Genomic DNA, 23,881 nt, shown 5'->3' on the forward strand with positions numbered 1-23,881 from the left:
TGGAAGTAATCCAGCATCGAAAAAATCTACTTCTGCTTCTTCTTGTACATCGCCAGCATTCGCTGGGTGACGAGGAAGCCGCCGAAGATATTCACGCAGGCAAAGACCAGCGCGACGAAACCGAAGGCCCGCGCCCAGCCCGAGCCGGCCGAGATCATGCCGACGCCGACGGCGAGCAGCGCGCCGACCACGATCACCGACGAGATCGCGTTGGTGACCGACATCAGCGGCGTATGCAGCGCTGGCGTCACCGACCACACGACGAAGTAGCCGACGAACACGGCCAGCACGAAAATCGACAGCCGGAACACGAAGGGATCGACGGCTTCAACGATATGTTCCATGGCGAAGCTTCTATTCGTCATTCCGGGGCACGCCGGAGGCGTGAACCCAAAATCCAGAGGTTAAGGGCTGGGCAGAGATTCCGGATTCGCGCGTCGCGCGCTCCGGAATGACCCGTTGAAAGGCAATATCCTTCGTCATCACGCGCTTTTCGGCTGGAAATTCGGATGAATGACGGCGCCGTTCCTGGTCAGCGCGGTCGCCTTGACCAGTTCGTCGTCCCAGTTCACCGCAAGCGCCTTGGTCGTCTTGTCGACCAGCGTCTCGATGAACGAAAACAGGTTGCGGGCATACAGGCTCGAGGCCGACGCGGCGACGCGGCCCGCGACATTGGTGAAGCCGATGATTTTCACGCCATCGATGTCGACGATCTTGCCCGCCTTGACGCCCTCGACGTTGCCGCCGCGCTCGACCGCGAGATCGACCAGCACGGAGCCCGGCTTCATCGAGCGCACCATTTCCGCGGTCACGAGCCTCGGCGCCGGTCGCCCGGGAATCAGCGCCGTCGTGATGATGATGTCCTGCTTCTTGATGTGCTCGGCCGTCAGCGCCGCCTGCTTGGCCTGATACTCTTTCGACATTTCCTTGGCGTAGCCGCCGGCGGTCTGCGCGTTCTTGAACTCTTCGTCCTCCACCGCGAGGAATTTGGCGCCGAGGCTTTCGACCTGCTCCTTGGTGGCGGGACGGACGTCGGTCGCGGTGACGACGGCGCCGAGGCGGCGCGCGGTCGCGATCGCCTGAAGTCCGGCAACGCCGACGCCCATGACGAAAACCTTTGCCGCCGGCACGGTGCCGGCTGCGGTCATCATCATCGGAAATGCGCGGCCGAACGCCTCGGCCGCCTCGATGACGGCGCGGTAGCCGGCCAGGTTAGCCTGGCTCGACAGCACGTCCATGACCTGGGCACGCGTGATGCGCGGCATCAACTCCATCGCGAAAGCAGACACGCCGGCGTCCGCGATCGTCTTGAGCGCCGCTTCGTTGCCGTAGGGGTCCATGATCGCGATCACCAGCGCGCCACGCTTGTAGCGCGCCAGTTCGGATGCCTCGGGCCGCCTTACTTTGATGACGATATCGGCATCCGCGACAGCGTCGGCGCTGATCACGGCGCCCGCGGCCGTAAAATCGGAATCCGGCACTCCCGACTTGGTTCCGGCGCCCGGCTCGATGGCGACATCCGCGCCGAGCGCCTTGAACTTCTTCACCGTATCGGGCGACGCAGCCACCCGCGGCTCGGACGGATCGATCTCCTTCGCGATCGCAATCTTCATGATGCCTCCCGCAGCCGACGGCCACGCACGACTAAAGCACCAGCCATATTGCTACTAGCAAACGAAAATCCGAGACGGCCGGAACGACGACCTGACGATCAGGTGAGGAAAATCGCCATCAGCGCGACGACGGTGACGACGACAGCAGTACCGATCGTCCCGAACTTGATGAAGGACTTATACGTTCCTTCATGCGCCGGATAATCCATTCCGTCCGCCGTCGAGTACACGATTTCATTATGATCTGACACGTCAGGTCTCCAACCAGGGTTGATCTTGCCCGTGAGGAATTAGCGCAATCGGGAAGACAGAGCAACGGTGTGGCGGTCGCCGTCGGCAAAGTCATCGTGCTTTTATATGTACAGGATGCACAAATCGGGCGATACGGACCCGCGATTGCTCTAGAGCCTTTCCGCTTCTGTTGGAATCAGAAGCGGGGGCTTTATGATTTTGATTTGACGCGTTTTCTTTACGCGAACCAGTAGCCACTTCGCTTGAAAACGCTCTGTTTCGCCCTGAAAATCGCCGCTCGCCTAATGGTTTGGTCACAACGGCCGCCGCCGTCTGTGCCGACCCGGACCGGGAACGGCGTCTGAACCGCATTGGCCATTCGGCTCCTAACCGGCCAATGCTGCGGAAAAACAGCTACCGGTTGAAAATACGTGCCTTTTTGGAGAGGTCGGCAAAGCCGGTCCGTTTGGTTTACGGCCCTCCGCGCTGCGCCATTTTGCCACATGCGCCGGCGACCGCCAGGCGATGCGACCACGGCTATTTGCGCGAACGCATGCCCGGCTCCCCTATCCCATCGTCTCCAGCTCATCGATCATTCCGGCAATGACCGACAATCCGCCGTCCCAGAAACTGGGGTCCCTGGCGTCGAGCCCGAACGGCTTCAGCAATTCGGAATAATGCCTGGTGCCGCCGGCGGCGAGCATCGCCAGATAGCGATCGGCGAACCCTTCCGCGGCGTGCTCGTAGACCGCGTAGAGCGAGTTCACGAGGCAATCCCCGAACGCATAGGCGTAGACGTAGAACGGCGAATGGATGAAGTGCGGGATGTACATCCAGAACGTCTCGTAGCCCGGCTTGATCTCGATCGCTGGCCCGAGGCTCTCGCCCTGCACGCTGAGCCAGAGCTGGCCGATGCGCTCGGCGGTGAGTTCGCCGTTCTTGCGCTCGGTGTGGACAGCGCGCTCGAAGGTATAGAACGCGATCTGCCGCACCACGGTGTTGATCATGTCCTCGACCTTGCCGGCGAGCAGCGCCTGCCGCTGCTTCGCGTTCCTGGTCTGCGCCAGCAGCCGCTTGAAGGTCAGCATCTCGCCGAACACGCTCGCCGTCTCCGCAAGCGTCAGCGGCGTCGGCGCCATCAGCGCGCCGTTCTTCGCCGCCAGCACCTGGTGCACGCCGTGACCGAGTTCATGCGCGAGCGTCATCACGTCGCGCGGCTTGCCCTGGTAGTTCATCAGCACATAGGGGTGCGCCGACGGCGTGGTCGGATGCGAGAACGCGCCCGGCGCCTTGCCGGGCCGCACCGGCGCATCGATCCAGCGGTCGGTGAAGAAGCGCTCGGCGATGCCGGCCATTTGCGGAGAGAAATCGCCATAGGCCGTCAGCACCATCTTGCGCGCATCGTTCCATGGAATGACGCCGGTGGCGGCGAACGGCAGCGGCGCGTTGCGGTCCCAATGCGCGAGCTTCTTCTTTTTGAACCAGCGCGCCTTCAGTGTGTAGTAGCGATGCGACAACCGCGGATAGGCCGCGCGCACCGACGCCACAAGCGCATCCACCACCTCGCGCTCGACGCGGTTGTTGAGATGGCGCGAATCCGCGACGTCCTGAAAGCCGCGCCAGCGGTCGGAGATATCCTTGTCCTTGGCGAGCGTGTTGGTGATCAGCGCGAAGGTTCGCTCGTTGGCCTTGAACGTCTTCGCCAGCGCCTGACCGGCCGCCTTGCGCTTGTCCGGAGAACGGTCCTGCAACAGGTTCAGCGTCGGTTCGATCGCAAGCTCCTTGGCTCCGACCTTGAAGCGCAGGCCAGCGATGGTCTGGTCGAACAGCCTGTTCCAGGCGGAGTAGCCGGTCTGCGACTTCTCGTGGAAAAGCCGCTCGACGCGATCCTCGAGCTGATACGGCTTGTCCTTGCGGCTGTCCTCGATCCACGGGCGATAATGCCCAAGCTCCGGGGCCTGCATGGCGCGCTCGATCACGTCGTCGTCGATGCGGTTGAGTTCGAGCGCGAAGAACAACAGATGCACTGAGGCGGCCGTCAGGCGCTCCGAGACATCGCCATAGAACTTCGAGATCGTGGGGTCGACGCTGTCGCCGGCGTGGATCAGCCCCGCATAGGAGCCGAGCCGGCCCGCGAGATCGTCGATCAACTCATAGCGCCGCACGGCTCCCGCGAGCCACTGCCCGCCCTCTGGCTTCGCGGTCTCCTCGGCGAGCCTGCCCTTGTAGTCGGCCTCGAACACCTTGCAGTCCGCATCGACCTTGTCGAGGTCGCGCGCCACCTCGGGCGCGTCGATGCCGGCATAAAGGTCGGCGAGATTCCATTCCGGCAGACGACCCGCATCCGGTTTCGCGGCTGCGGCTTTTTTTGCAGCGGGCTTGCGATGTGAGGCGGGCTTGCGGGCGGCGGCGGATTTGCGTGAAGCGGACGAAGAACGCGAAGCCATTATCGATCCAGACTTTCTTTTTCAGTTCCGACCAGGAAGGACCCGTTGCACGACGACGGCGCGGCAAACCTTTAAGAGCGCATTAATCAGCGTCCGCCAGTGTGCCTCGATTCGGTACAGATAGTTGGTGCGTGCGGGGAATGCCATGACTGCCACCATATTGATCGCAGACGACGACGCGGTCCAGCGCCGGCTCGTCGAAAACATGGTGCGGCGGTCGGGCTATGACGCGGTCGTGGTCGAGAGCGGAGACGCCGCCGTCGCCGCGCTGACGGCCTCCGATGGCCCGGCCATCGATGCGCTGGTGCTCGATCTCGTGATGCCCGGCCTCGACGGCATGGGCGTGCTGGCGAAAATCCGCGAGGCCGGCCTCGGCGTCCCCGTCGTCGTCCAGACCGCGCATGGCGGCATCGACAACGTGGTGTCGGCGATGCGCGCGGGCGCGCAGGATTTCGTGGTCAAGCCGGTCGGCATCGAGCGTCTCCAGGTTTGTTTGCGCAATGCGCTCAACACCAGCGCGCTCAAAAGCGAGTTGCGCAGGGTCCGCCACAGCCGCGAAGGCCGCCTGACCTTCGCCGACATCATCACCCGCAGCGAGGCGATGGCCAACGTGATGGCGACCGCGAAGAAGGCCGCGGGCTCGTCGATCCCGGTCCTGATCGAGGGCGAGTCCGGCGTCGGCAAGGAGCTGTTCGCGCGCGCCATCCACGGCACCGGCGAGCGCAGCGCCAAGCCGTTCGTCGCGGTGAACTGCGGCGCGATCCCCGACAACCTCGTGGAATCGATCCTGTTCGGCCATGAAAAAGGTTCCTTCACCGGCGCGACCGAGCGCCATACCGGCAAGTTCGTCGAGGCGTCCGGCGGCACCCTGTTCCTGGACGAAGTCAGCGAACTGCCGCTGACCGCGCAGGTCAAGCTTCTGCGCGCGCTGCAGGAAGGCGCGGTGGAAGCGGTCGGCGGCCGCAAGCCGGTCAAGGTCGACGTCCGCATCATCTCGGCCACCAACCGGCGGCTGCTCGATCGCGTCAAGGAGGGCGCGTTCCGGGAGGATCTGTTCTATCGCCTGCACGTGCTGCCGCTGACGGTCCCGCCGCTTCGGATGCGGCGCGACGATATCCCGAGCCTGCTGCGGCACTTCCTCACGCGCTTCTGCGCCGAGGAGAACCGGACCATCGACGGCATCAGCGGCGAGGCAATGGCGGGGCTGTCGCAGCTCAACTGGCCCGGCAACATCCGCCAGCTCGAAAACGCGGTGTACCGCGCGGTCGTCATGAGCGAGGGCGAGCAGCTTGGCGTGTCGGATTTTCCGCTGATCGGCGCGCAACCTGCTACGGACGCCGCGTCCGGCGAGCCGCTGATCATGGAGCCGGTGCTCCAGAGACCATCGCCCGATATGGTTTCAGGTAATGAAATACCTATTGCGCCGCTGCCTGATGCAGGCGCTCTGACGATGCTGACTGACGACGGCGAAATGCGTCCGCTCGAGGAGCTTGAAGCCGAAATCATCCGCTTTGCGATTTCGCACTATCGCGGCCAAATGTCCGAAGTCGCGCGCCGGTTGAAAATCGGAAGGTCCACTCTCTATCGCAAGCTCGACGACATCGCGACAGCCGAGGAACGGTAACCGGCTGCAACGCGTTCGCATCATGAAAATCCGGACAGCATCACAGGAGCGTGTGGCTCAGACATGAACCGTTGCGAGGTTGTGACAGACAAACGGAAAACGCGCGTCGATCGCTCCCATCGCGTTGCAAACAGTGTCTTTTGCGGTCAGTTTGTCGTGAGTGTCCCTTGCGGCGCTAGCTGCCCGAATCGGGCGCGTATACCGTCCGTGCACGAATCGCGGAACACCTGATCCAGGCCGGCAAGCGCAGGACGAAATCATTCAGAAATTGTTCCATGCCGGGACAATTTCACCCGAGGGTGAGAGAATGCGAGACTACTCGACTAATCGTCGGACGGGATTCGATCGGGTCCTGACGGTCATAGCAGCGATGTTTCTGACGATGTCCGCCCCGGCAGCATTTGCCCAAACGGACGCCGCGAAAGGCGCCGGCGAACTCGCGATCGACGCCGCGATTCCGAAGCCGGAGCCCGCGAACGTTCCTCCCCCCACGACAGCCGACTTCAAGATGGGCAATGTGCCGCCCGCGCCTCCGATCGCGGACGCGTCGAAACCGGCTGGCCAAAAGGCCTCCGCTACGAGCGCGACCGCACCGAAGCCGGCCGATACCAAACCGACCGCCGCGAACGCTGCCGATTCCGGGTCATCGTCGACCACGAAGCCGGCTTCCGATGCAAAAGCCTCCGACGCAGCGACGCCGCAAGATGCCTCCCCGGACACCAAGGCTTCCGACGACAAGGCGGCGGAGACAAAGCCGTCGGACACAAAGCCCGCCGATGTCGCGACTGCCCCTGCGAACGGCGCCAAGACGGACAGCGCCAAGACGGAGGGCGCCAAGACCGACGATGCGAAGAAGGACGCAACCGCGACGATCACCCCCGCCGGCGCACCTGCCGCGGAGGCCGGCGCCGCGACCGCCACCGATCAGCCGGGCGAACCGGTGAAGGCCGCAAGCAATGTCCCACCGGCGGATCAGCCCACGGCCGAAAAGCTGCACGAAATGCTTGACGCGAAGGCCGCAAAATTCTTCGGCCGCAAGGCCGAGCGAACAGCGATCGAGAAATTCTACGCTGCCCGAAGCTATGCTCCGCTATGGACACAGGGCGGCGCGTTGAATGATCAGGCAAAGGGCGTGATCGCCCGCCTCAAGGACGCCGCGGCCGATGGCCTCAATCCCGCCGACTATCCGGTCCCCGACTTCGCTGCCGCGTCTTCTTCGCCGGATCAACTTGCGGAGGCCGATCTCAAGCTGACCGCGAGCATGATGGATTACGCCCGCCAGGCTCAGAGCGGCCGGATGCACTGGTCGCAGGTCAGCGCGGCTATCCAGTATCCGGAGCATCCCATCGATCCCGAGCAGGTATTGACGAACGTCACCACCGCGAAGGATGCCTCGACGGCGCTCGACAGCTACAATCCGCCGCAAAAGCTTTATCGCGAGCTGAAGCAGAAGCTGGCCGAGCTGCGCAAGACCTCCGAAGGCCCGGTCATCGAAGTCGCCGAAGGCCCGACCCTGGTGTTCCGCAAGAATGACGTGATGGAGGATCCGCGGGTCCCGCAAATTCGCGCGAGGCTCCACGTCGCTCAAAATCCCGACGACACCCGCTATGACGCCGACGTCGCCGCCGCCGTTCGGGAATTCCAGGCTCGCAATAAGCTCAGGCCGGACGGCATCGCCGGCAACAACACCATCCGCGCCCTGAACGGCCCGAGGAAGAGCCATCAGATCGATACCATCATCGTCAACATGGAGCGCTGGCGCTGGCTGCCGCGCGAACTCGGCGCACCATCGCTCGGCAATGCCTACGCCATCCTCAATATCCCCGACTACACGCTCAAGGTGATGCAGCACGGCGCGCAGCTCTGGAGCACTCGCGTCGTCGTCGGCAAGCCGGGAATTTATGCCACGCCGCTCCTGACGGAAACGATGAAATACATCACCATCAATCCGACCTGGAACGTGCCGCCGTCGATCATCTACAAGGAATACCTGCCGGCCCTGCAGCAGGATCCGACGGTGTTGGAGCGCATGGGCCTCAAGCTGGAGCGCGACCGCAACGGCGGCATCCACATTTCGCAGCCGCCAGGCGACCGCAACGCGCTGGGCCGCATTCGCTTCAACTTTCCGAACAAGTTCCTGGTGTATCAGCACGATACGCCGGACAAATACCTGTTCGCCAAGGAGAAGCGCGCTTTCAGCCATGGCTGCATGCGGGTTCAGAACCCCGATCAATATGCGGCCACGCTGCTCAACATCGCGCTTCCGCAGGACCACTACACCCCGGAGAAGATCCGCAGCATGTATGGCCGGAACGAATTCGACATCAAGTTCCCGACTCCGATTCCGGTCAACATCACCTATCAGACGGCTTTCGTGGATCATGCCGGCAAGCTGCAGATCCGCCCCGACGTCTACGGCCGCGACGCCACGATGCTGGCGCTTCTCCGCAATTCCAAGGGCCGGGATCTGGAAGCGGTGATCGCCCACGCCCAGCCGAATTATTCTCCCCCCAAGGGGGACATCCCGCAGGGCGTCGCGCTCAATGACAATAGCGGCAGCGGGTTTGGCGGCGGTTTCGCGAGCAGCGGCCCGTCGTTCTTCGAACGGCTGTTCGGGATCCAGACCCCGCCCCCACAGATCGAAGACCGCCGCCGCCAGATCTATCGGCGCTAGCCTTAAACTGATTAGTTGATTAAAAACAAGGGCTTCATCGCACGATGAGGCCCTTTTAACGTTAACCATTGTCCACCGCGCCTCAACGCCGTGGCTCTTTTTTGCCACACTCGGAAGGCTAGTTATCCTTTAGGCGCAGGCGGGTCAGGGTAAATATGGATTAACCCTCCTGTCCTACGACTTGGGTTTACGTCCTTTCACGTTTGCGTCCTTTCACATGGGGTTGTGGAAGGTGGGGTTGTGGAAGGCCTTCCGGCTTGATCGTCCTTCGGGTGGGCTCATACGTGCTTGCTGGTTTTGCGCGCGGCTTGAAATCGTTGTCGATTTCACGGACCGGTTCTCGCATCGGCTTGGCGTCGCTTGTTCTGCTGGCGGGCGCCGGATCGGTTCATGATGCCGCCGCGCTCAACGAAACGCGCACCCTGTCGTTTCATCACATCCATTCCAACGAAGACCTGACCGTCACATTCAAGCGCAACGGCCGTTACGACGAAGCCGCGCTGAAGCAGCTCAATCATTATCTCCGCGACTGGCGCACCCAGGAGCAGACCACCATGGATCGTCACCTGTTCGACATCCTCTGGGAGGTCTACCGCGACGTCGATGCCAAACAGCCGATCAACATCGTTTCCGCCTACCGCTCCCCCGCCACCAACGCCATGCTTCGCCGCCGCTCCGCGCACACCGGCGTCGCGCGATTCAGCCAGCACATGCTCGGCCACGCCATGGACTTCTTCATCCCCGGCGTGCCGCTCGAAAAAATCCGTTTTGCCGGACTTCGCCTGCAGCGCGGCGGCGTCGGCTTCTACCCCAAATCGGGCTCGCCCTTCGTTCATCTCGATACCGGCCATGTGCGGCACTGGCCGCGCATGACCCACGACCAGTTGGTGCGCGTCTTCCCGAACGGCCGCACCGTGCACATTCCCTCGGACGGTCACCCGCTGCCCGGCTATCAACTGGCGATGGCCGACATCGAGAGGCGCGGCCAGAACGCGGATGAAGACGGAGCGGTGAACAGCAAGCCGTCGAATTTCCTGCTCGCGCTATTCCGCGGCAAGTCCGCCGACAAATCCGTTGACGATGACGATGAATCGGATGACGCGCCGGCCGGACAAACGACCGTCGCTTCCGCTGCACCGGTGGCGTCGGCCGAGCCGGTCCCGCTGCCCCGGCCGAAGCCGGCCTCGTCATTATTCAGGCTCGCATCGGCCGACGGCCTGACCACGCCGCCCGCCAAACAGGCCGCCGCGAGCAAACCGCGGACCCCGGCCGACATCATCAATGCCCGCGGCTTCTGGGACGAGCTGCCGGCGACCCCGACACAAGCCAAGCCGGAGCAGGTCCTGGCCGCCCTCAGCGCCCGCAAGGCGCTCGCCGCCGTCGACCCGCAGCCGACCTCCAGCATCTCCGATTCGCTCCAGGCGCTGGCCTATGCGCCGTCGGCGAAGGACGTCCGCCGCGCACGAATCGTCGCGGCGACCGCATCGATCCCGCCGGTCCGATCCGTCGCTCCCGCGCGCAATCCGATGACCGTCGATGGCGTGACCACCGTGATCGCCAAGCGCGTGCCGGGTCTAGGCGCGATCGTGTCCACTTCGCGCCGGCTGGCGCCCGGGGCCACGGGCGATAGCGATGCCTGGATGCGCGCGATGATCGTCGCCCCGAGCGCAAGCCGCGCGATGTCTGCGACGGTCATGGGCGACCAGGACATGACATTGATGCAGGTCTATTTCCAAAAGCCGGACCAGACGATCGCAATGACCTTCTCCGACGATCCGCAGATGGGTATCCTCTGCGATCGATTTACCGGATCGGCAGTCGCCCGTCTGGCCACGACGGTGCTCGCGGTGCATACCGCCTCGCTGCGGTAACGCATTTTCGAGCGAAGCATGTCCTCGGGACTGACCCGCGGATTGGGCGCCGGTTCGCGTGAAGAACACGCGTCAAAGTAAAATCATCGAGTCCCCGCTCCGGATTCCATCAACCCCATCGTCTGTCCTGAACAACTGCGCTGCAACGGACGCGCCGCATGCGATGGAAGCGAGGCGCTCGTTGAGCTATCGCTTTGCCGAAGGTGCGAATACCTGATTGGTGAAAGGCGACGCTCCCGGCACTCTGATCTCGATGAAGCCTCGTTCCATGTCTCGATGGCACGCATTGCAGCCGACCGTGAGGTCGTTGAACGCCTTCACGAAAGCTGCACCGTCTTTTGATTGAATCGCTTTGTCGATTGACTGGATTGGCCCGGCCATTATTGCGACGTCGCCTACGGGAATGCCTGAATAAAGCGATGCCGCTTCGATCAAGCTCGCTCTGATCTGAGCCAGTTCATACGCCGCAAGATCCCAGTTGTGGCCCTTTCCAGCGAACCACAGCTTGATGTGCCGCCACTGCTTTCCGAGCATGATCTCTCCGAGACGGGGAAGATTTCCGCCTCGTGACATCGGTTCCTGCGACGATGGCTCCTGCAAGGATGGCTGCGAGGATTGAGCGACAGCTAGTGCCATCGGCGCGAGGCCAACGAGCATCGCCGCCATGAACACGCGCATTTTCACGTTTAACCTCCGTTCACCTACATGTCTCCGCCGATCGCGCGGCGTGCGCCGGCCGGGTGCGGTCAGGGAAAACATGTTCTGGGAAACGTCGATATCTGATTGGCCAGCCCGACACCTTGAGCGAGATCAACTCAACGGCAATGCGCCGCATCCATGCGATCATCATCTTGGCCGACGGCGGCCACGCGGCCGCTTGGCTGCGGCCGGTGCGCAGAAGGCCGAATGCAGCGCATCCACGATGGTCAAAACCTCCGGCCGCGTGATGGAATAATAGACCGTCGTGCCCTCGCGACGGGCCTCGACGAGTCCGTCGGCTCGCAATCGCATGAGCTGTTGCGACATCGGCACCTGCTCGATCCCGAGCCCCTGACGCAGTTCCGCGACCGACCTCTCGCCGTCCACCAGGGCGCAGAGCACCAGCAGACGCTGTGGGTGGGACAGGCTGCGCATCAGCACCGCGGCCGACTCCGCCGCCGGCATCATATCTTCTACATTCATAGTATTGAATTTATACTCCTTGAATGTTATGTGCAAGCTGTCCAGTCTCTCGAGAGGCGGACGCAAGGCTGGAAGACAATCTGCTCCTGCCTTGAACCAGATCAAAGCGGAAAGCGCGATGTCAGGGAAACTCGGCGGATAAATCGGAGGAAGAGTCCATGTCTCACATTGTCGTTCTCGGCGCGGGCCTCGGTGGAACCATCATGGCCTATGAGATGAAGACCAAGCTGAAACGCGATGACCGTCTCACCGTCGTCAACCTCGGCTCGACTTATTCGTTCGTGCCTTCGAATCCATGGGTCGCCGTCGGCTGGAGACAACCGGCGGATATCGAAGTCGACCTTGCTCCGGTGCTGAAACAGAGAGGCATCGAACTGCGGCCGGAGGGGGCCAAACGCGTCGAGCCGGCTGAAAACCGGATTCAGCTCAACGACGGCACATCCATTACCTACGACTACCTGATTATCGCCACCGGACCTGACCTTGCCTTCGACGAGGTGCCGGGGCTGGGTCCGAATGCCCATACCCAGTCCGTCTGCCAGACCGATCATGCCCTTCAGGCCAAAGTCGCATTCGACAAACTCGTCAAGACGCCGGGACCGGTGGTGATCGGCGCCGTGCAAGGCGCATCCTGCTACGGCCCGGCCTATGAATTCGCCTTCATCCTTGAAACGGCCTTGCGCAATGCGCGCGTCCGCGACCGCGTGCCGATGACTTTCGTGACGCCGGAGCCCTATATCGGCCATCTCGGGCTCGACGGCGTCGGCGACACCAAGGGCCTGATCGAAAGCGCAATGCGTGACCGCCACATCAAATGGATCACCAATGCGCGCACGACCAGGGTGGATCCTGAAAAGCTCGTCGTCGAGGAGGTCAACGACGACGGTTCGCTCAAGGCGACACACGAACTGCCGTTCGCCTTCTCGATGCTGCTGCCGGCCTTCCGGGGCGTTCCGGCCGTTCATGGCGTCGAGGGTCTGACCAATCCGCGCGGCTTCATCGTGATCGACAAGCACCAGCGCAACCCGGTCTTCCCGAACGTTTTCGGCGTCGGCGTCTGCGTCGCCATTCCGCCGGTCGGCAAGACCCCGCTCGCGGTGGGCGTACCGAAGACCGGCTTCATGATCGAATCCATGGTCACCGCGACGGCGGAGAACATCGCTTCGCTCCTCAAGGGCGAGCAGCCGAAAGCGGTCGCAACCTGGAACGCGGTCTGCCTCGCCGACTTCGGCGACGACGGCATCGCCTTCGTCGCCCAACCCCAGATCCCGCCGCGCAACGTCAACTGGTCGTCGCAGGGCAAATGGGTCCACGCAGCCAAGATCGGCTTTGAGAAATACTTCCTGCGCAAGGTGCGCCAGGGCAAGGCCGAGACCTTCTACGAAAACCTCGTCCTCGACATGCTCGGGATCAAGAAGCTGAAGGAAATTCACGTGGAGACGGCCGAACAGGCGCAGTCTTGAAGCAGAGGAGAAACGACAATGACGATCGATCGCGCCGTGATGATGTTTGCCGGCTTCATGGTTCTCGTCTCGCTGGGGCTCGGATTTTACGTGTCGCCCTGGTGGTTTCTGCTCACGGGGTTCGTGGGCCTGAACCTGATCCAGGCGTCGGTCACAGGCTTTTGCCCCGCGGCCATGGTCTTCAGAAGGCTCGGCTGCCCGGCCGGCGTCGCATTCAAATAACGACGAGGCTTTCTCCATCCGATGGCCGGGCGAAACTCGTGATCGCTCCGTGAAAGCTGCACGCTCATGCATCGACCGATCTTGCGCTTCCTGACAGCCGTTCTCGCCGGCGCCGCGATCGCCGGCGCGACGGCGGCCAACGCCGCTGAATTCGTCGTCAAGGCCACGACGATTCCCGAGATGAAGGCGGTGTTCGGCCAGGTCGAGAGCCGCATCGTGGTGCCGGCGCGTGCCCGCATCGGCGGCTCGGTGCGCGAGCTTCGCGTCACGCAGGGCGACGAAGTCAGGGAAGGACAGGCGATCGCCGTCGTCGTCGATGACAAGCTCGCGCTTCAGCTCAACGCCGCCGACGCCAAGATCGAGGCGCTCAACTCGCAGCTTTCAAATGCACGCGTCCAGCTCGAGCGGGCGCAGCAGCTCAGGGCGAGCGGATCGGGCACGCAGGTCAGCCTCGATCAGGCCAAGATGCAGTTCGAGGTCGCAACCAATCAGGTCGCGGCGGCCAAGGCGGAGAAGACCGTCATCGAACAAAGCGCGCGCGAGGGCACCGTCTTCGCGCCGGCGACCGGCCGGGTGCTTACCGTGCCGGTAACGCTCGGTTCGGTGATCCTGCCCGGCGAGGACATCGCCCGCATCGCGCCGGGCCCGTATTATCTGCGGCTGTCGCTGCCGGAGCGCCATGCCGGCGAGATCACGCAGGGCGCCGACGTGACGGTCGGCGCGCGCGGGCTGACGACTGCGCCGGACGGCATTTTCGCGGCGCGGCACGGCCGCATCGCCAAAGTCTATCCGGAGATCACCGACGGGCGCGTGATCGCGGATGTCGAGGTCGAAGGGATCGGCGATTATTTCGTCAACGAGCGCACGCTGGTGTCGATCCCGGTCGGCAAGCGCACGGTGCTGGCGGTGCCGCCGGCGGCGATCCGCACCACCCACGGCGTCGATTATGTCCGCGTCGCCGCCGACGCCGGCTCAATGGACGTCGCTGTCATCCTCGGCGAGACCTTCGCCGATAACGGCGCGGAGCGCGTCGAGATTCTTACCGGCCTGCGCGACGGCGACCGGATCGTGCTGCCATGAAACTGGGCATCGCAGGCCACCTGACGCGCGCCTTCATCGCGTCGCCCCTCACGCCGCTGATCCTGCTGGCGGCGCTGGCGCTCGGGCTGGTGGCGCTGGTGACGCTGCCGCGCGAGGAGGAGCCGCAGATCTCGGTGCCGATGGTCGATATCCACGTCACCGCCAACGGGCTGAAGGCGGAGGACGCCGTCAAGCTGGTGACCGAGCCGCTGGAGACCATCGTCAAGAGCATCGACGGCGTCGAGCACGTCTATTCGCAGACCGAGGACGACGGCACCGTGGTCACCGCGCGCTTCAAGGTCGGCACCAATCCGGACGCCGCCATTCTCCGCGTGCATGAGAAGGTGCGCGCCAACATGAACCGCATCCCGTTCGGCATTCCCGAGCCGCTGATCGTCGGCCGCGGCATCGACGACGTGGCGATCGTGGTGGTGACGCTGCGCCCGACACCTGGCGCGGCCGCGCGCTGGACCGCGAACGGGCTGACGAGGTTGGCCCGCGAGTTGCAGGTCGAGGTGTCGAAGCTGCCCGACATCGGCCTCACCTATATCGTCGGCGAGCAGCCGGAAGCGTTCCGCGTCGAGCCCGATCCCGAGCGGCTGTCGCTTTACGGCATCACGCTGCAACAGCTCGCCGCCAAGATCGAGGGCGCCAACCGCTCGTTCCGCGTCGGCACCGTGCGCGAGGAGACGCAGCAGCGCGCCATCGTCGCCGGCCAGACCCTGCAGGCATTGCCCGAGATCGGCAACATCCTGCTCACCGCGCGCGACGGCCGCCCGGTCTATGTGCGCGACGTCGCCCGTGTCGTGCTGGCGACCTCGGCGGCCGAGAACCGCGTCACCGATATCCGCAAGACGGCGGCGGGACTTGAGCGCGCGCCCGCCGTCTCGCTCGCCATCGCCAAGCGGCCCGGCACCAATGCGGTGGTGATCGCCGACGAGATCGTGCGGCGGCTGGAGCAAACCCGCGGCCAGATCTTCCCCGAAGACGTGGAGATGACGATCACCCGCAACTACGGCGAGACGGCCAACGAGAAAGCCAACGAGCTTCTGTTCCATCTCGGCCTCGCGACGGTGTCGATCGTGGTGCTGGTCGCCGTCGCCATCGGCTGGCGCGAGGCGCTGGTGGTTGCGGTGGTGATCCCGACCACCATCCTGCTGACGCTGTTCGCCTCGTGGATCATGGGCTACACGCTCAACCGCGTCAGCCTGTTCGCACTCATCTTCTCCATCGGCATCCTGGTGGACGACGCCATCGTGGTGATCGAGAACATTGCCCGCCACTGGGCGATGCGCGACGGCCGCCCGCGCGTGCAGGCTGCGATCGACGCGGTCGCCGAGGTCGGCAATCCGACCATCGTCGCGACGCTGACGGTGGTGGCGGCGCTGCTGCCGATGCTGTTCGTGTCCGGCATGATGGGGCCCTATATGAGCCCGATCCCGGCCAATGCCTCGGCCGCGATGCTGTTCTCGTTCTTCGTCGCCGTCATCGTGACGTCGTGGCTGATGATGAAATTTGGCGGCGACTCCGTAGCGTTTTCAAGCGAAGTGGAATCCGGTTCGCGTCAAGAAAACGCGCCAAAACAAAAATCTGATACCGGCGGCGGCCATGAGGCGACAGGCGGCGGACGCCTCGGCCGCCTCTATGTCGCGGTCGCGAGGCCCGTTCTGGCGACGCGCCGGCGGGCATGGATATTTCTTCTGGGCGTGGGCCTTGCCACCGTGGCCTCGCTCGCGCTGTTCTACACCAAACACGTCACGGTGAAACTCCTGCCGTTCGACAACAAGGCCAATCTTCAGGTCGTGCTCGACCTGCCGAAGGGGTCGTCGGTCGAGGACACCGACCGGGCGCTGCAAGCGATGGTCAGCCGGCTCGCCCCGGTGCCGGAGATCGTCTCGTTCCAGACCTATGCCGGTACCGCGGCGCCATTCGATTTCAACGGCCTTGTGCGGCATTATTACCTGCGCGCGGGTCCCGAGCAGGGCGATATCGCGATCAACCTTGTGCCGAAGGGCGCACGCGCAAGGGCGAGCCACGCCATCGCGCTGGACGTGCGCGAGCGCCTGCGCGGCATCGACCTCCCGCAGGGCACGGTGGTCAAGGTGGTGGAGCCGCCGCCCGGCCCGCCGGTGCTGGGCACGCTGCTGGCCGAAATCTACGGCCCCGACCCCGACACCCGGCGCGCGGTGGCCGACAAGGTGCGCGAGGCGTTCAAGAGCGTTCCCTTTATCGTCGATGTCGACGACAGCTATCACAACCGGGCTGAGCGCGTGCGCGTCGCGATCAATCAGGACAACCTCGAATACTACAAGGTCGAGCAGTCCGACGTATACGACACCCTGCGCTATCTCTACGGCGGCACCACGGTCGGCTATTCCCAGCGCGGCGGCGGACGCTACCCGATCGCCATCCGCCTCGCGCTGCCCAAGGCCGATGCGGTGATCGACGCGCGCGCGCTGACCACGCCGGTGCCCGCCAACGCGCTGCCGGGCGGCCGCGGGGTGGTCGAACTCGGCGATGTTGTCAGTGTCGCCCATGAGCCGGCGTCCTGGCCGATCTTCCGCCACAACGGCCGTCCCGCCGAGATGGTGATGGCGGAACTCGCGGGCGCCTATGAAGCGCCGATCTACGGAATGCTTGCGGTGCGCGATGCGATCGACCGGATCGATTGGGGCAGCCTGCCCAAGCCGGTGATCGCCTTGCACGGCCAGCCGGACGACGAAACGCATCCGACCCTGTTGTGGGACGGCGAATGGGAGGTGACGTGGGTGACCTTCCGCGACATGGGCGCGGCCTTCATGGTGGCGATCCTCGGGATCTATATCCTCGTCGTCGCGCAGTTCGGCTCGTTCAAGCTGCCGCTGGTGATCCTGACGCCGATCCCTCTCACCTTCATCGGCATCATGCTCGGCCACTGGCTGTTCGCCGCGCCGTTCACGGCGACCTCGATGATCGGCTTCATCGCGCTGGCCGGCATTATCGTGCGCAACTCGATCCTGCTGGTGGATTTCATCCGCCACGCGCAGCGTCCCGACCGGCCGCTGATCGACGTGTTGCTGGAGGCGGGCGCAATCCGCTTCAAGCCGATCCTGCTCACCGCGATCGCGGCGATGATCGGGGCGGCGGTGATCCTCGCCGACCCGATCTTTCAGGGGCTCGCGATTTCGCTCTTGTTCGGACTGGCGTCCTCAACGGCGTTGACCGTTCTGGTCATCCCGGCCATTTACGTCGTGCTGCGGGGAGGCGGACGCCCGGCCGGAACCGGCGCGCACCCGCGCCCCTTGCCGTGTCCCGGAACAGCACCTCCGTAAGAGCCCTTAGGATATCGACCGAAATATTCCGGCGCGCTGCGTCGGGTAAACTGGGCCATCCCGCATCGAGGAGATGGCGACATGCACATCCAGAAAATCACCGCCCCCACTGCCAAGGATCTCAATATCCCACACGTCATGGCGGCTGGACCGGCCGGCCAATTCAGCGCGATCGCCCGTTGCTCGGGAGTGGTCGCAAGCGAATTTTCCTACGGAAAGGATGAGGAAATCTACGGCGAGGGCGAGCCTGCCGAATACCTCTACCAGATCGTTCGCGGCGCTGTACGTACCTACAAGCTCCTGAGCGACGGGCGGCGGCAGATCGGCGCATTCCACCTGCCGGGCGACGTCTTCGGCCTCGACCCTGGCACGGAACACAGGCTTACCGCCGAAGCAATCGTCGACACCACCGTCCGCCTGGTGCCCCGTCGCAGCCTTGAGAAGGCCGCGGCATCAAACGTCCATGTTGCCCGCAATCTCTGGACGCTGACGGCAAGCGATCTCCGGCACGCCGAGGATCACATGCTGTTGCTCGGCCGCAAGACCGCGATGGAGCGCGTCGCCACTTTCCTCCTGGAAATGGACCGCAGGCTCGCCGGAGCCGGCATGATGGCGCTCCCGATGTGTCGTCGCGATATCGGCGATTACCTCGGTCTGACGCTCGAGACCGTCTCGCGCGCGCTCTCCCAGCTTAACGATGAGGGCATCCTGATGTTTTCGAGCGCTCGCCATATCGCACTGCGTAACCGACAGCGGCTGTCCGCCATGGAGGCTTGAGGGCGCGGGCTTTTCGGATCGCCCGGCCCGCGTCCCCCAGAAAACGAGGAGTTTCCCATGAACGGCTACCGCGTCTCTTTCTACAAGGACCTGCTGAATTCGAACGGTCATAATTTCAGGTGCCTTCAGCATCAGATCGATGTCGACTCAAATGATCCCTCTCAGGCGTTGGCGCTGGCAGAACAACAAATCGGCAATAGGTGCTTGAACGTCGACTGTGTCGAAGTAGTACACTTGGTAGACGACTCTCAGGCACTCGAACATCCACCGGCCTGACGGGGCTAGGTTGCGGCTCTCCACCGGCCGCCCCGATCGAGTCCCCCAGCCGGCAGATCTCTTGCTGCGTCTTGACCGTATCGCCTCCTTGCCGAACTCGCGATTTTCTGGTCGTGGACGATTGCCCGACCGGACCGTCAGTCTTCGAACAGTGGCGGGTCCAGCCGGTCGCGAGGCTCGCGCTCGACCGACTCATTGTCCTCTATCGGACTCTCACGCTCGACGTCGACCTGCTCCTTCTCGATCAGGCTGGGAGTTTCGTCCGCCCGTTCTCGCGGCTGAGGGCACTGCTTTCGCGGAGGCGATGCCGGTTCGGAGACTTTCTGTCGGCGTGAAGAACCACGTGCGCGCATCTCGTCACCTCAATGAGACATCAGGCAGCAGATCGGACTCCTCGTGAGCAGATCGCGGGTCATCCCGCCGAACATCCATTCGTTGAGCCGGCTATGGCCGTAAGCACCGGTGACCAGAAGATCGACGTCTTCATTATCTGCCCATCCGATGATCTGATCCGCACGAGAGCCGCGAGCCTGCATTTCGACCCGGCCCTCCGCCTTTACCCTGTGCTGCGCGAGATAGCGAACGACATCGTCAACATGATGGCGCGCAGTTTCCGTCTGTTCCTTCTCGCATATTTCCAGGACGGTTACGCGCCTGGCCTCGTGAAGGAACGGCAACCCATCCTGAACCGCACGTCGCGCCTCCCGCGTATCTTTCCATCCAATCATGACATGGTCGGCGGCAAGGGATTTCACCGCCGCTGGCACCACCAGGAAAGGACGACCGGCTCCCAGAATTGCGGCCCCAACGTCGACGCTTCGATACATATCGCCGGCGGATCTGCCGCTCTCGATCACGATCAAATCGGCGCAGCGCGCCTCACTAATCAACGTCTCCGTGGGGTACGCAATGACTGATCGCCATTCGATCTGACGACCGCTTCCCACAGCCGCCTGCACCTTGTTTCCAGCCTGCGCGAGGCTGGCTTTCACCTCTGCGATATCGAATTCGGCCGCATTGCCGACGATCACGACACCCTCGGCGACATAAGGCGGAACGATCGCAACAGCCGACAATCCAATCAAATTGGCTGCGAATTTGTCCGCCACATCTGCTGCGACGCCAATGAACTGCTTCGAGACATGGTCGACATTGACCCAAACCATCAGCGTTGCATAGGACATAACAACCTCCACTTTGGCGATCATCTATCACGTCCACATCCCGATGCCGGCCGCCTGATCCAAATCGAAATACTTGCGGGCCTCACCCGATCAGGTTGGGCCGTCACTCACGAGATGCTTTTCAATTTCCCGGACCGAATGCTTGGTCAGGTCCTTGTTTATCTCGGCGACGATGCGAGCCTTCACCTCGGGATGGAATGCGCTTCGCAAGTCGGCCAATGTCTTTGGCGGCGCGACCACGACGACAGCCTTCGCCTTGCTCGTTCGGACCATCTGCTCCATGGCTTCAGCAACCGTCCGCGCAAACCGGTGCTCCTCGATGTCATGCCAATCGGTTTGCTCGACAGCGCTTTTGCGACCGGGAAACGAGGGTTCGATGACCCGCCCCGGCCGATCGCTCCCTTGCTCGCGGGTCATCGGATTTGTGTCTTCAAAGACTTTCTCCGTCTTGAGATCGAGGGATAAAGCGTCGCCGGCGTTTCGCAGGAACAAGGCCTTTCGGCCGTCGCCGACAAATACCAGCGCATCGCGGGGAATCCTGAACATGCTGACCTGCTCCTCGTGACAATTGCGTCCTTCAACAAGCTCGGAGACACCGATCCGGTCCATCAGCGAGTTGGGGTCGGCAGTCCCGATCGATGAAAACGATCCGGCGGCATCTCCGCCGGATCGCGAACCGGGGCTCACCGTACGAATAGATCGGATGCAGGCGGTCCCGCGCTTTCCTGTCTCCTCTGGTGGTTGCTTATCCCTCTTCTCCGATCAACGGAACGAAGCGCACATCGGCAATGTCTTCGTCACGATACTCGTCCGCCGAGATCCGGGTCACTCGCACCAATTCCTGACCACGGAAGTCTGCGCCAATCGGGATCACCAACCGGCCACCAATTTTCAACTGCCGCTTGAGGGCTTCCGGAACCTGCGGCCCGCCGGCAGCCACGACGATCGCATCATAGGGCGCGTGCTCACGCCATCCCTTTGTGCCGTCGCCATGCAGGACGTGAACGTTGTCATAACCGAGTTCGGCGAGTAAGGCCGCCGCCCTTTCGGCGAGCGGGCCAAGACGTTCCACGGTGTAGACGTCGGCAGCAATCTCCGACAATACGGCGGCGGCGTAACCGGAGCCGGCACCGATTTCGAGAACCTTTTCATTGCCCTTCAGCAGCAGGGCTTCGATCATGAAGGCAACGATATAGGGTTGGGAAATCGTCTGCTCTCCGGCAATCGGAAGCGGCGCGTCCTCGTAGGCGAATTCACGAAGCTTCTCCGGGACAAACAATTCGCGCGGCACCTTGCGCATGGCGTCGAGTACCAGTTCGTCGCGCACGCCCCGCGCGGCGATATGATGCTCAACCATCTGCCTGCGAAGAGACGGGAACGAAATCCTTTCGCCGGAAGGAGCTTTGTTGGAGACCGGACTTCCCATGACAACGGCTCCTCGTAATTCGCGCAATTCCAGGATAACAACGCCGGTGGACCGGCGTTGCATCCCTCATTCCGCCGAGACATGGCGGAAGCGGAACCAGCACCGCCTGCGTGGCCAAGACGACTTCGATTAATATCTGCATCATGAAATCCGCCCGAGCGGTTTGACCGGTATCAAGGGTCGGGCTACCCATCGGCCCTGAAATCGATCGCGCCGCCTGGTTCGCTATTCCCCGCGCCCGAGAGAAAATTCTCGCAAGTCAACCGCCGTTCCCCGGCCGCCTTGAAGAGTTCTGCGGGACAACATCATCACTGAACAGCCCGAAGGACACGAAATGACGTGGCCGAAAGGTCGGCCTTGATCGAAATCAACGTGGAGCGCGGCGGGCCGGCTTTTATATTATAGCAGACCACTCATTGGATCGGACCAATCCATGAAAGCGCTCGTCTACCATGGACCCGGACACAAAACGCTCGAAGATCGCCCCAAGCCGGAAATTCGGTCCGCGGGAGATGCTATCGTCAAGATGGTAAAAACGACCATCTGCGGCACGGACCTGCATATTCTGAAAGGTGATGTGCCGACCTGTACGCCCGGTCGCATTCTCGGGCACGAGGGTGTCGGCATCATCGATTCAATTGGCGCCGGTGTCACGACCTTCAAACCGGGCGACCATGTCCTCATCTCATGCATTTCGTCTTGCGGCAAATGCGAATACTGCCGCCGAGGTCTCTACTCCCACTGCACCACCGGCGGCTGGATCCTTGGCAATGAGATCGATGGGACGCAAGCCGAATATGTTCGAACCCCACATGCCGATACCAGCCTATACCGCATTCCGGCTGACGCCGACGAAGAAGCGCTCGTCATGCTGAGCGACATCTTGCCGACCGGCTTCGAATGCGGCGTTCTCAACGGCAAGGTAGCGCCGGGATCAACCGTCGCAATCGTCGGCTCCGGGCCGATCGGTCTTGCCGCATTGCTCACGGCGCAATTTTACTCGCCCGCCGAACTTGTCATGATCGATCTCGATGACAAACGCCTCGAGATCGCCAAGATCTTCGGCGCTACGCATACGATCAATAGCGCGAACGGAGAGGCCGCCGACAAAGTGAAAGCATTGACCGGCGGCAAGGGCGTCGATACGGCGATCGAGGCCGTCGGCGTTCCCGCCACCTTCGTCCTCTGCCAGGACATCGTCGCTCCCGGCGGCATCATCGCCAACATCGGCGTGCATGGCAGCAAGGTCGATCTGCACCTGGAAAGATTATGGTCGCGCAATATCTCGATCACGACGCGGCTGGTCGATACGGTCACGACGCCGATGCTTCTCAAGACGGTGCAATCAAATAAGATCAGTCCCGCCCGATTGATTACGCATCGATTTTCCCTCGACCAGATCCTTAAGGCGTACGATACGTTCAGCCGCGCTGCGGACACGGGCGCGCTGAAAGTGATCATCGCGGCCTGAGGCCCATTTGCGAGGACGCGGGTTCCGTTCAATCGATCCGTGAAAGACCTAGTGCGACATGAAAACAGGAACCGTCATCGCCGACAATATTCCGAGCGTTGCTCCGCCAAGTACGAATTCACGCAGACGAGAATGTCCGTAGCCGCCCATCACAAGCAGGCTCGCCGAACAGTCAGCAACATGCGATAGTATAATATTTGGCACATCGATGTCAGCGGCCGGCGTTCTTCTCACGTCGATCTCGATGTCGTGCCGGGCCAGATGCCTGCCGATTTCAATACCGCCAATGACCTTCTCGTTGGCGGTCTTCTCATTTTCCACAATAAACAATTCGACGGCGTTGGCTTTCCTCAACAGCGGGAGCGCATCGTTGATGGCGCGCACTGCGGCGCGACTTCCATCCCAACAGCACACGACCCGATCGAGCCTCAATCCGTCCTGCTCGATATGAGGGACGATCATGAGCGGCCGACCAGAATCAAACAGGGTCGCTTCGATCAAAGAACTGTTATCGATGCCACTATATTCGTCCGATTGCATGATGATGCTCAGATCGAAACATCGTGCCATCTCCGAAAACGTCCTGGGCGGCCCGAATTCGGTCTGCAAGACAAGCCGCGGCTCGGCTGACAGGCCACGACGCTTCATGGCAACCTCAAAGCGGTCGATTGCAGCACGCGCTGCTGCTTCGCTTTCGGCGAACAGGTCGGCAAGGACGCCCGCGGGGAAATTTGGAACAATGTACCTGGGAATATTCGCCGCAAAGGCAAAGGAAACTCCCGCGAGATGGGCGCCAAACATCTCGGCTGTCGAAGCAGCAAAATCGCGGACGATGTCCCCGGATTGATCGCGCTCCAGATGGAGAACAATATCCTTGATCATCTGATTTCTCCTGACCGGCGTGATCTGAAACCGTACGATAACGACACCAGGACGGATTGACGTACCTCAAAGCAAGGGCTCGCGCTTTTGAGCGTCGATTTCTTGAGCTGGGTCAAGAGAACCAGGCGGCGCTCTGCTACGAATATT

19 protein-coding genes and 1 pseudogene are annotated in these 23,881 nt (G+C 62.6%); 10 read left to right on the forward strand and 10 right to left on the reverse strand.

All coding sequences use genetic code 11. The features are described 5' to 3' along the window. Nucleotides 1–26 precede the first annotated feature (26 nt). The 4 genes from ACMDCM_RS09265 to ACMDCM_RS09280 all read right to left on the reverse strand — a co-directional run bounded on the left by ACMDCM_RS09265 (nt 27) and on the right by ACMDCM_RS09280 (nt 4,291). Nucleotides 27–344 (reverse strand): proton-translocating transhydrogenase family protein, encoded by a 318-nt coding sequence (locus ACMDCM_RS09265; RefSeq protein WP_292618519.1) that lies wholly within the window; start codon nt 342–344, stop codon nt 27–29. A 138-nt stretch (nt 345–482) separates the two neighbouring features. Next, nucleotides 483–1,613 carry a Re/Si-specific NAD(P)(+) transhydrogenase subunit alpha gene (locus ACMDCM_RS09270; RefSeq protein WP_412773293.1) on the reverse strand — a complete coding sequence of 377 codons (1,131 nt, stop codon included), beginning with the start codon at nt 1,611–1,613 and terminating at the stop codon, nt 483–485. 98 nt (nt 1,614–1,711) lie between these two features. Further along, nucleotides 1,712–1,864, reverse strand: a complete 153-nt coding sequence (locus tag ACMDCM_RS09275) for an aa3-type cytochrome c oxidase subunit IV (protein WP_412773294.1) — start codon at nt 1,862–1,864, stop codon at nt 1,712–1,714. 546 nt (nt 1,865–2,410) lie between these two features. Beyond that, entirely contained in the window at nt 2,411–4,291 is a 1,881-nt protein-coding gene (locus tag ACMDCM_RS09280; RefSeq protein ID WP_412773295.1) for a M3 family oligoendopeptidase, read from the reverse strand. A gap of 145 nt (nt 4,292–4,436) precedes the next feature. Between ACMDCM_RS09280 and ACMDCM_RS09285 the strand changes: the two genes are divergently transcribed. The 3 genes from ACMDCM_RS09285 (at nt 4,437) to ACMDCM_RS09295 (ending at nt 10,460) form a co-directional block, all read left to right on the forward strand. Then, complete coding sequence (locus ACMDCM_RS09285) at nt 4,437–5,915, forward strand: sigma-54-dependent transcriptional regulator (RefSeq protein WP_412773296.1); 1,479 nt, start codon at nt 4,437–4,439, stop codon at nt 5,913–5,915. 307 nt (nt 5,916–6,222) lie between these two features. Then, nucleotides 6,223–8,589 (forward strand): L,D-transpeptidase scaffold domain-containing protein, encoded by a 2,367-nt coding sequence (locus tag ACMDCM_RS09290; RefSeq protein ID WP_412773297.1) that lies wholly within the window; start codon nt 6,223–6,225, stop codon nt 8,587–8,589. Nucleotides 8,590–8,873: 284 nt separating this feature from the next. After that, the gene (locus ACMDCM_RS09295; protein WP_412773298.1) at nt 8,874–10,460 is read left to right on the forward strand and encodes a DUF882 domain-containing protein; all 1,587 of its coding nucleotides are present in this window, start codon (nt 8,874–8,876) and stop codon (nt 10,458–10,460) included. A gap of 186 nt (nt 10,461–10,646) precedes the next feature. Here the strand turns inward: ACMDCM_RS09295 and ACMDCM_RS09300 are convergent, their stop codons facing one another. Next, the gene (locus tag ACMDCM_RS09300) at nt 10,647–11,138 is read right to left on the reverse strand and encodes a hypothetical protein (protein ID WP_412774714.1); all 492 of its coding nucleotides are present in this window, start codon (nt 11,136–11,138) and stop codon (nt 10,647–10,649) included. 168 nt (nt 11,139–11,306) lie between these two features. Next, a complete protein-coding gene (locus ACMDCM_RS09305; protein ID WP_412773299.1) occupies nt 11,307–11,642 on the reverse strand; it encodes an ArsR/SmtB family transcription factor in 336 nt (111 codons plus the stop codon). Between the two features lie 158 nt (nt 11,643–11,800). On the opposite strand from ACMDCM_RS09305, the gene ACMDCM_RS09310 reads away from it, so the two are divergent. The 6 genes and pseudogenes from ACMDCM_RS09310 to ACMDCM_RS09335 all read left to right on the forward strand — a co-directional run bounded on the left by ACMDCM_RS09310 (nt 11,801) and on the right by ACMDCM_RS09335 (nt 18,771). Beyond that, a complete protein-coding gene (locus tag ACMDCM_RS09310; RefSeq protein WP_412773300.1) occupies nt 11,801–13,105 on the forward strand; it encodes an NAD(P)/FAD-dependent oxidoreductase in 1,305 nt (434 codons plus the stop codon). A gap of 18 nt (nt 13,106–13,123) precedes the next feature. Continuing rightward, complete coding sequence (locus tag ACMDCM_RS09315; protein WP_412773301.1) at nt 13,124–13,327, forward strand: YgaP family membrane protein; 204 nt, start codon at nt 13,124–13,126, stop codon at nt 13,325–13,327. Nucleotides 13,328–13,393: 66 nt separating this feature from the next. Continuing rightward, the gene (locus ACMDCM_RS09320) at nt 13,394–14,407 is read left to right on the forward strand and encodes an efflux RND transporter periplasmic adaptor subunit (RefSeq protein ID WP_412773302.1); all 1,014 of its coding nucleotides are present in this window, start codon (nt 13,394–13,396) and stop codon (nt 14,405–14,407) included. Further along, a pseudogene (locus ACMDCM_RS09325) lies at nt 14,404–17,631 on the forward strand (efflux RND transporter permease subunit); the annotation flags it as partial. The gene ACMDCM_RS09320 and the pseudogene ACMDCM_RS09325, both read left to right, overlap by 4 nt. Nucleotides 17,632–17,799: 168 nt before the next feature. Next, the gene (locus tag ACMDCM_RS09330; RefSeq protein WP_412773303.1) at nt 17,800–18,495 is read left to right on the forward strand and encodes a helix-turn-helix domain-containing protein; all 696 of its coding nucleotides are present in this window, start codon (nt 17,800–17,802) and stop codon (nt 18,493–18,495) included. Nucleotides 18,496–18,552: 57 nt separating this feature from the next. Then, nucleotides 18,553–18,771 (forward strand): hypothetical protein, encoded by a 219-nt coding sequence (locus ACMDCM_RS09335; protein ID WP_412773304.1) that lies wholly within the window; start codon nt 18,553–18,555, stop codon nt 18,769–18,771. A gap of 362 nt (nt 18,772–19,133) precedes the next feature. On the opposite strand, the gene ACMDCM_RS09340 is transcribed toward ACMDCM_RS09335, so the two are convergent. The 3 genes from ACMDCM_RS09340 to ACMDCM_RS09350 all read right to left on the reverse strand — a co-directional run bounded on the left by ACMDCM_RS09340 (nt 19,134) and on the right by ACMDCM_RS09350 (nt 21,381). Next, the gene (locus tag ACMDCM_RS09340; RefSeq protein WP_412773305.1) at nt 19,134–19,802 is read right to left on the reverse strand and encodes a universal stress protein; all 669 of its coding nucleotides are present in this window, start codon (nt 19,800–19,802) and stop codon (nt 19,134–19,136) included. Nucleotides 19,803–20,045: 243 nt separating this feature from the next. Further along, on the reverse strand, nt 20,046–20,501 hold the full coding sequence (locus ACMDCM_RS09345) for a baeRF12 domain-containing protein (RefSeq protein ID WP_412773306.1): 456 nt from the start codon (nt 20,499–20,501) through the stop codon (nt 20,046–20,048). Between the two features lie 199 nt (nt 20,502–20,700). Next, nucleotides 20,701–21,381, reverse strand: a complete 681-nt coding sequence (locus ACMDCM_RS09350; protein WP_412773307.1) for a protein-L-isoaspartate(D-aspartate) O-methyltransferase — start codon at nt 21,379–21,381, stop codon at nt 20,701–20,703. A 433-nt stretch (nt 21,382–21,814) separates the two neighbouring features. Between ACMDCM_RS09350 and ACMDCM_RS09355 the strand changes: the two genes are divergently transcribed. Beyond that, a complete protein-coding gene (locus ACMDCM_RS09355) occupies nt 21,815–22,852 on the forward strand; it encodes a zinc-dependent alcohol dehydrogenase family protein (protein WP_412773308.1) in 1,038 nt (345 codons plus the stop codon). 48 nt (nt 22,853–22,900) lie between these two features. Here ACMDCM_RS09355 and ACMDCM_RS09360 read toward each other — a convergent pair whose 3' ends face one another. After that, a complete protein-coding gene (locus ACMDCM_RS09360) occupies nt 22,901–23,734 on the reverse strand; it encodes a universal stress protein (RefSeq protein ID WP_412773309.1) in 834 nt (277 codons plus the stop codon). Nucleotides 23,735–23,881: the final 147 nt, after the last annotated feature.

The organism is Nitrobacter sp., assembly GCF_047149785.1.
In the GTDB taxonomy this organism is placed as follows: domain Bacteria; phylum Pseudomonadota; class Alphaproteobacteria; order Rhizobiales; family Xanthobacteraceae; genus Nitrobacter.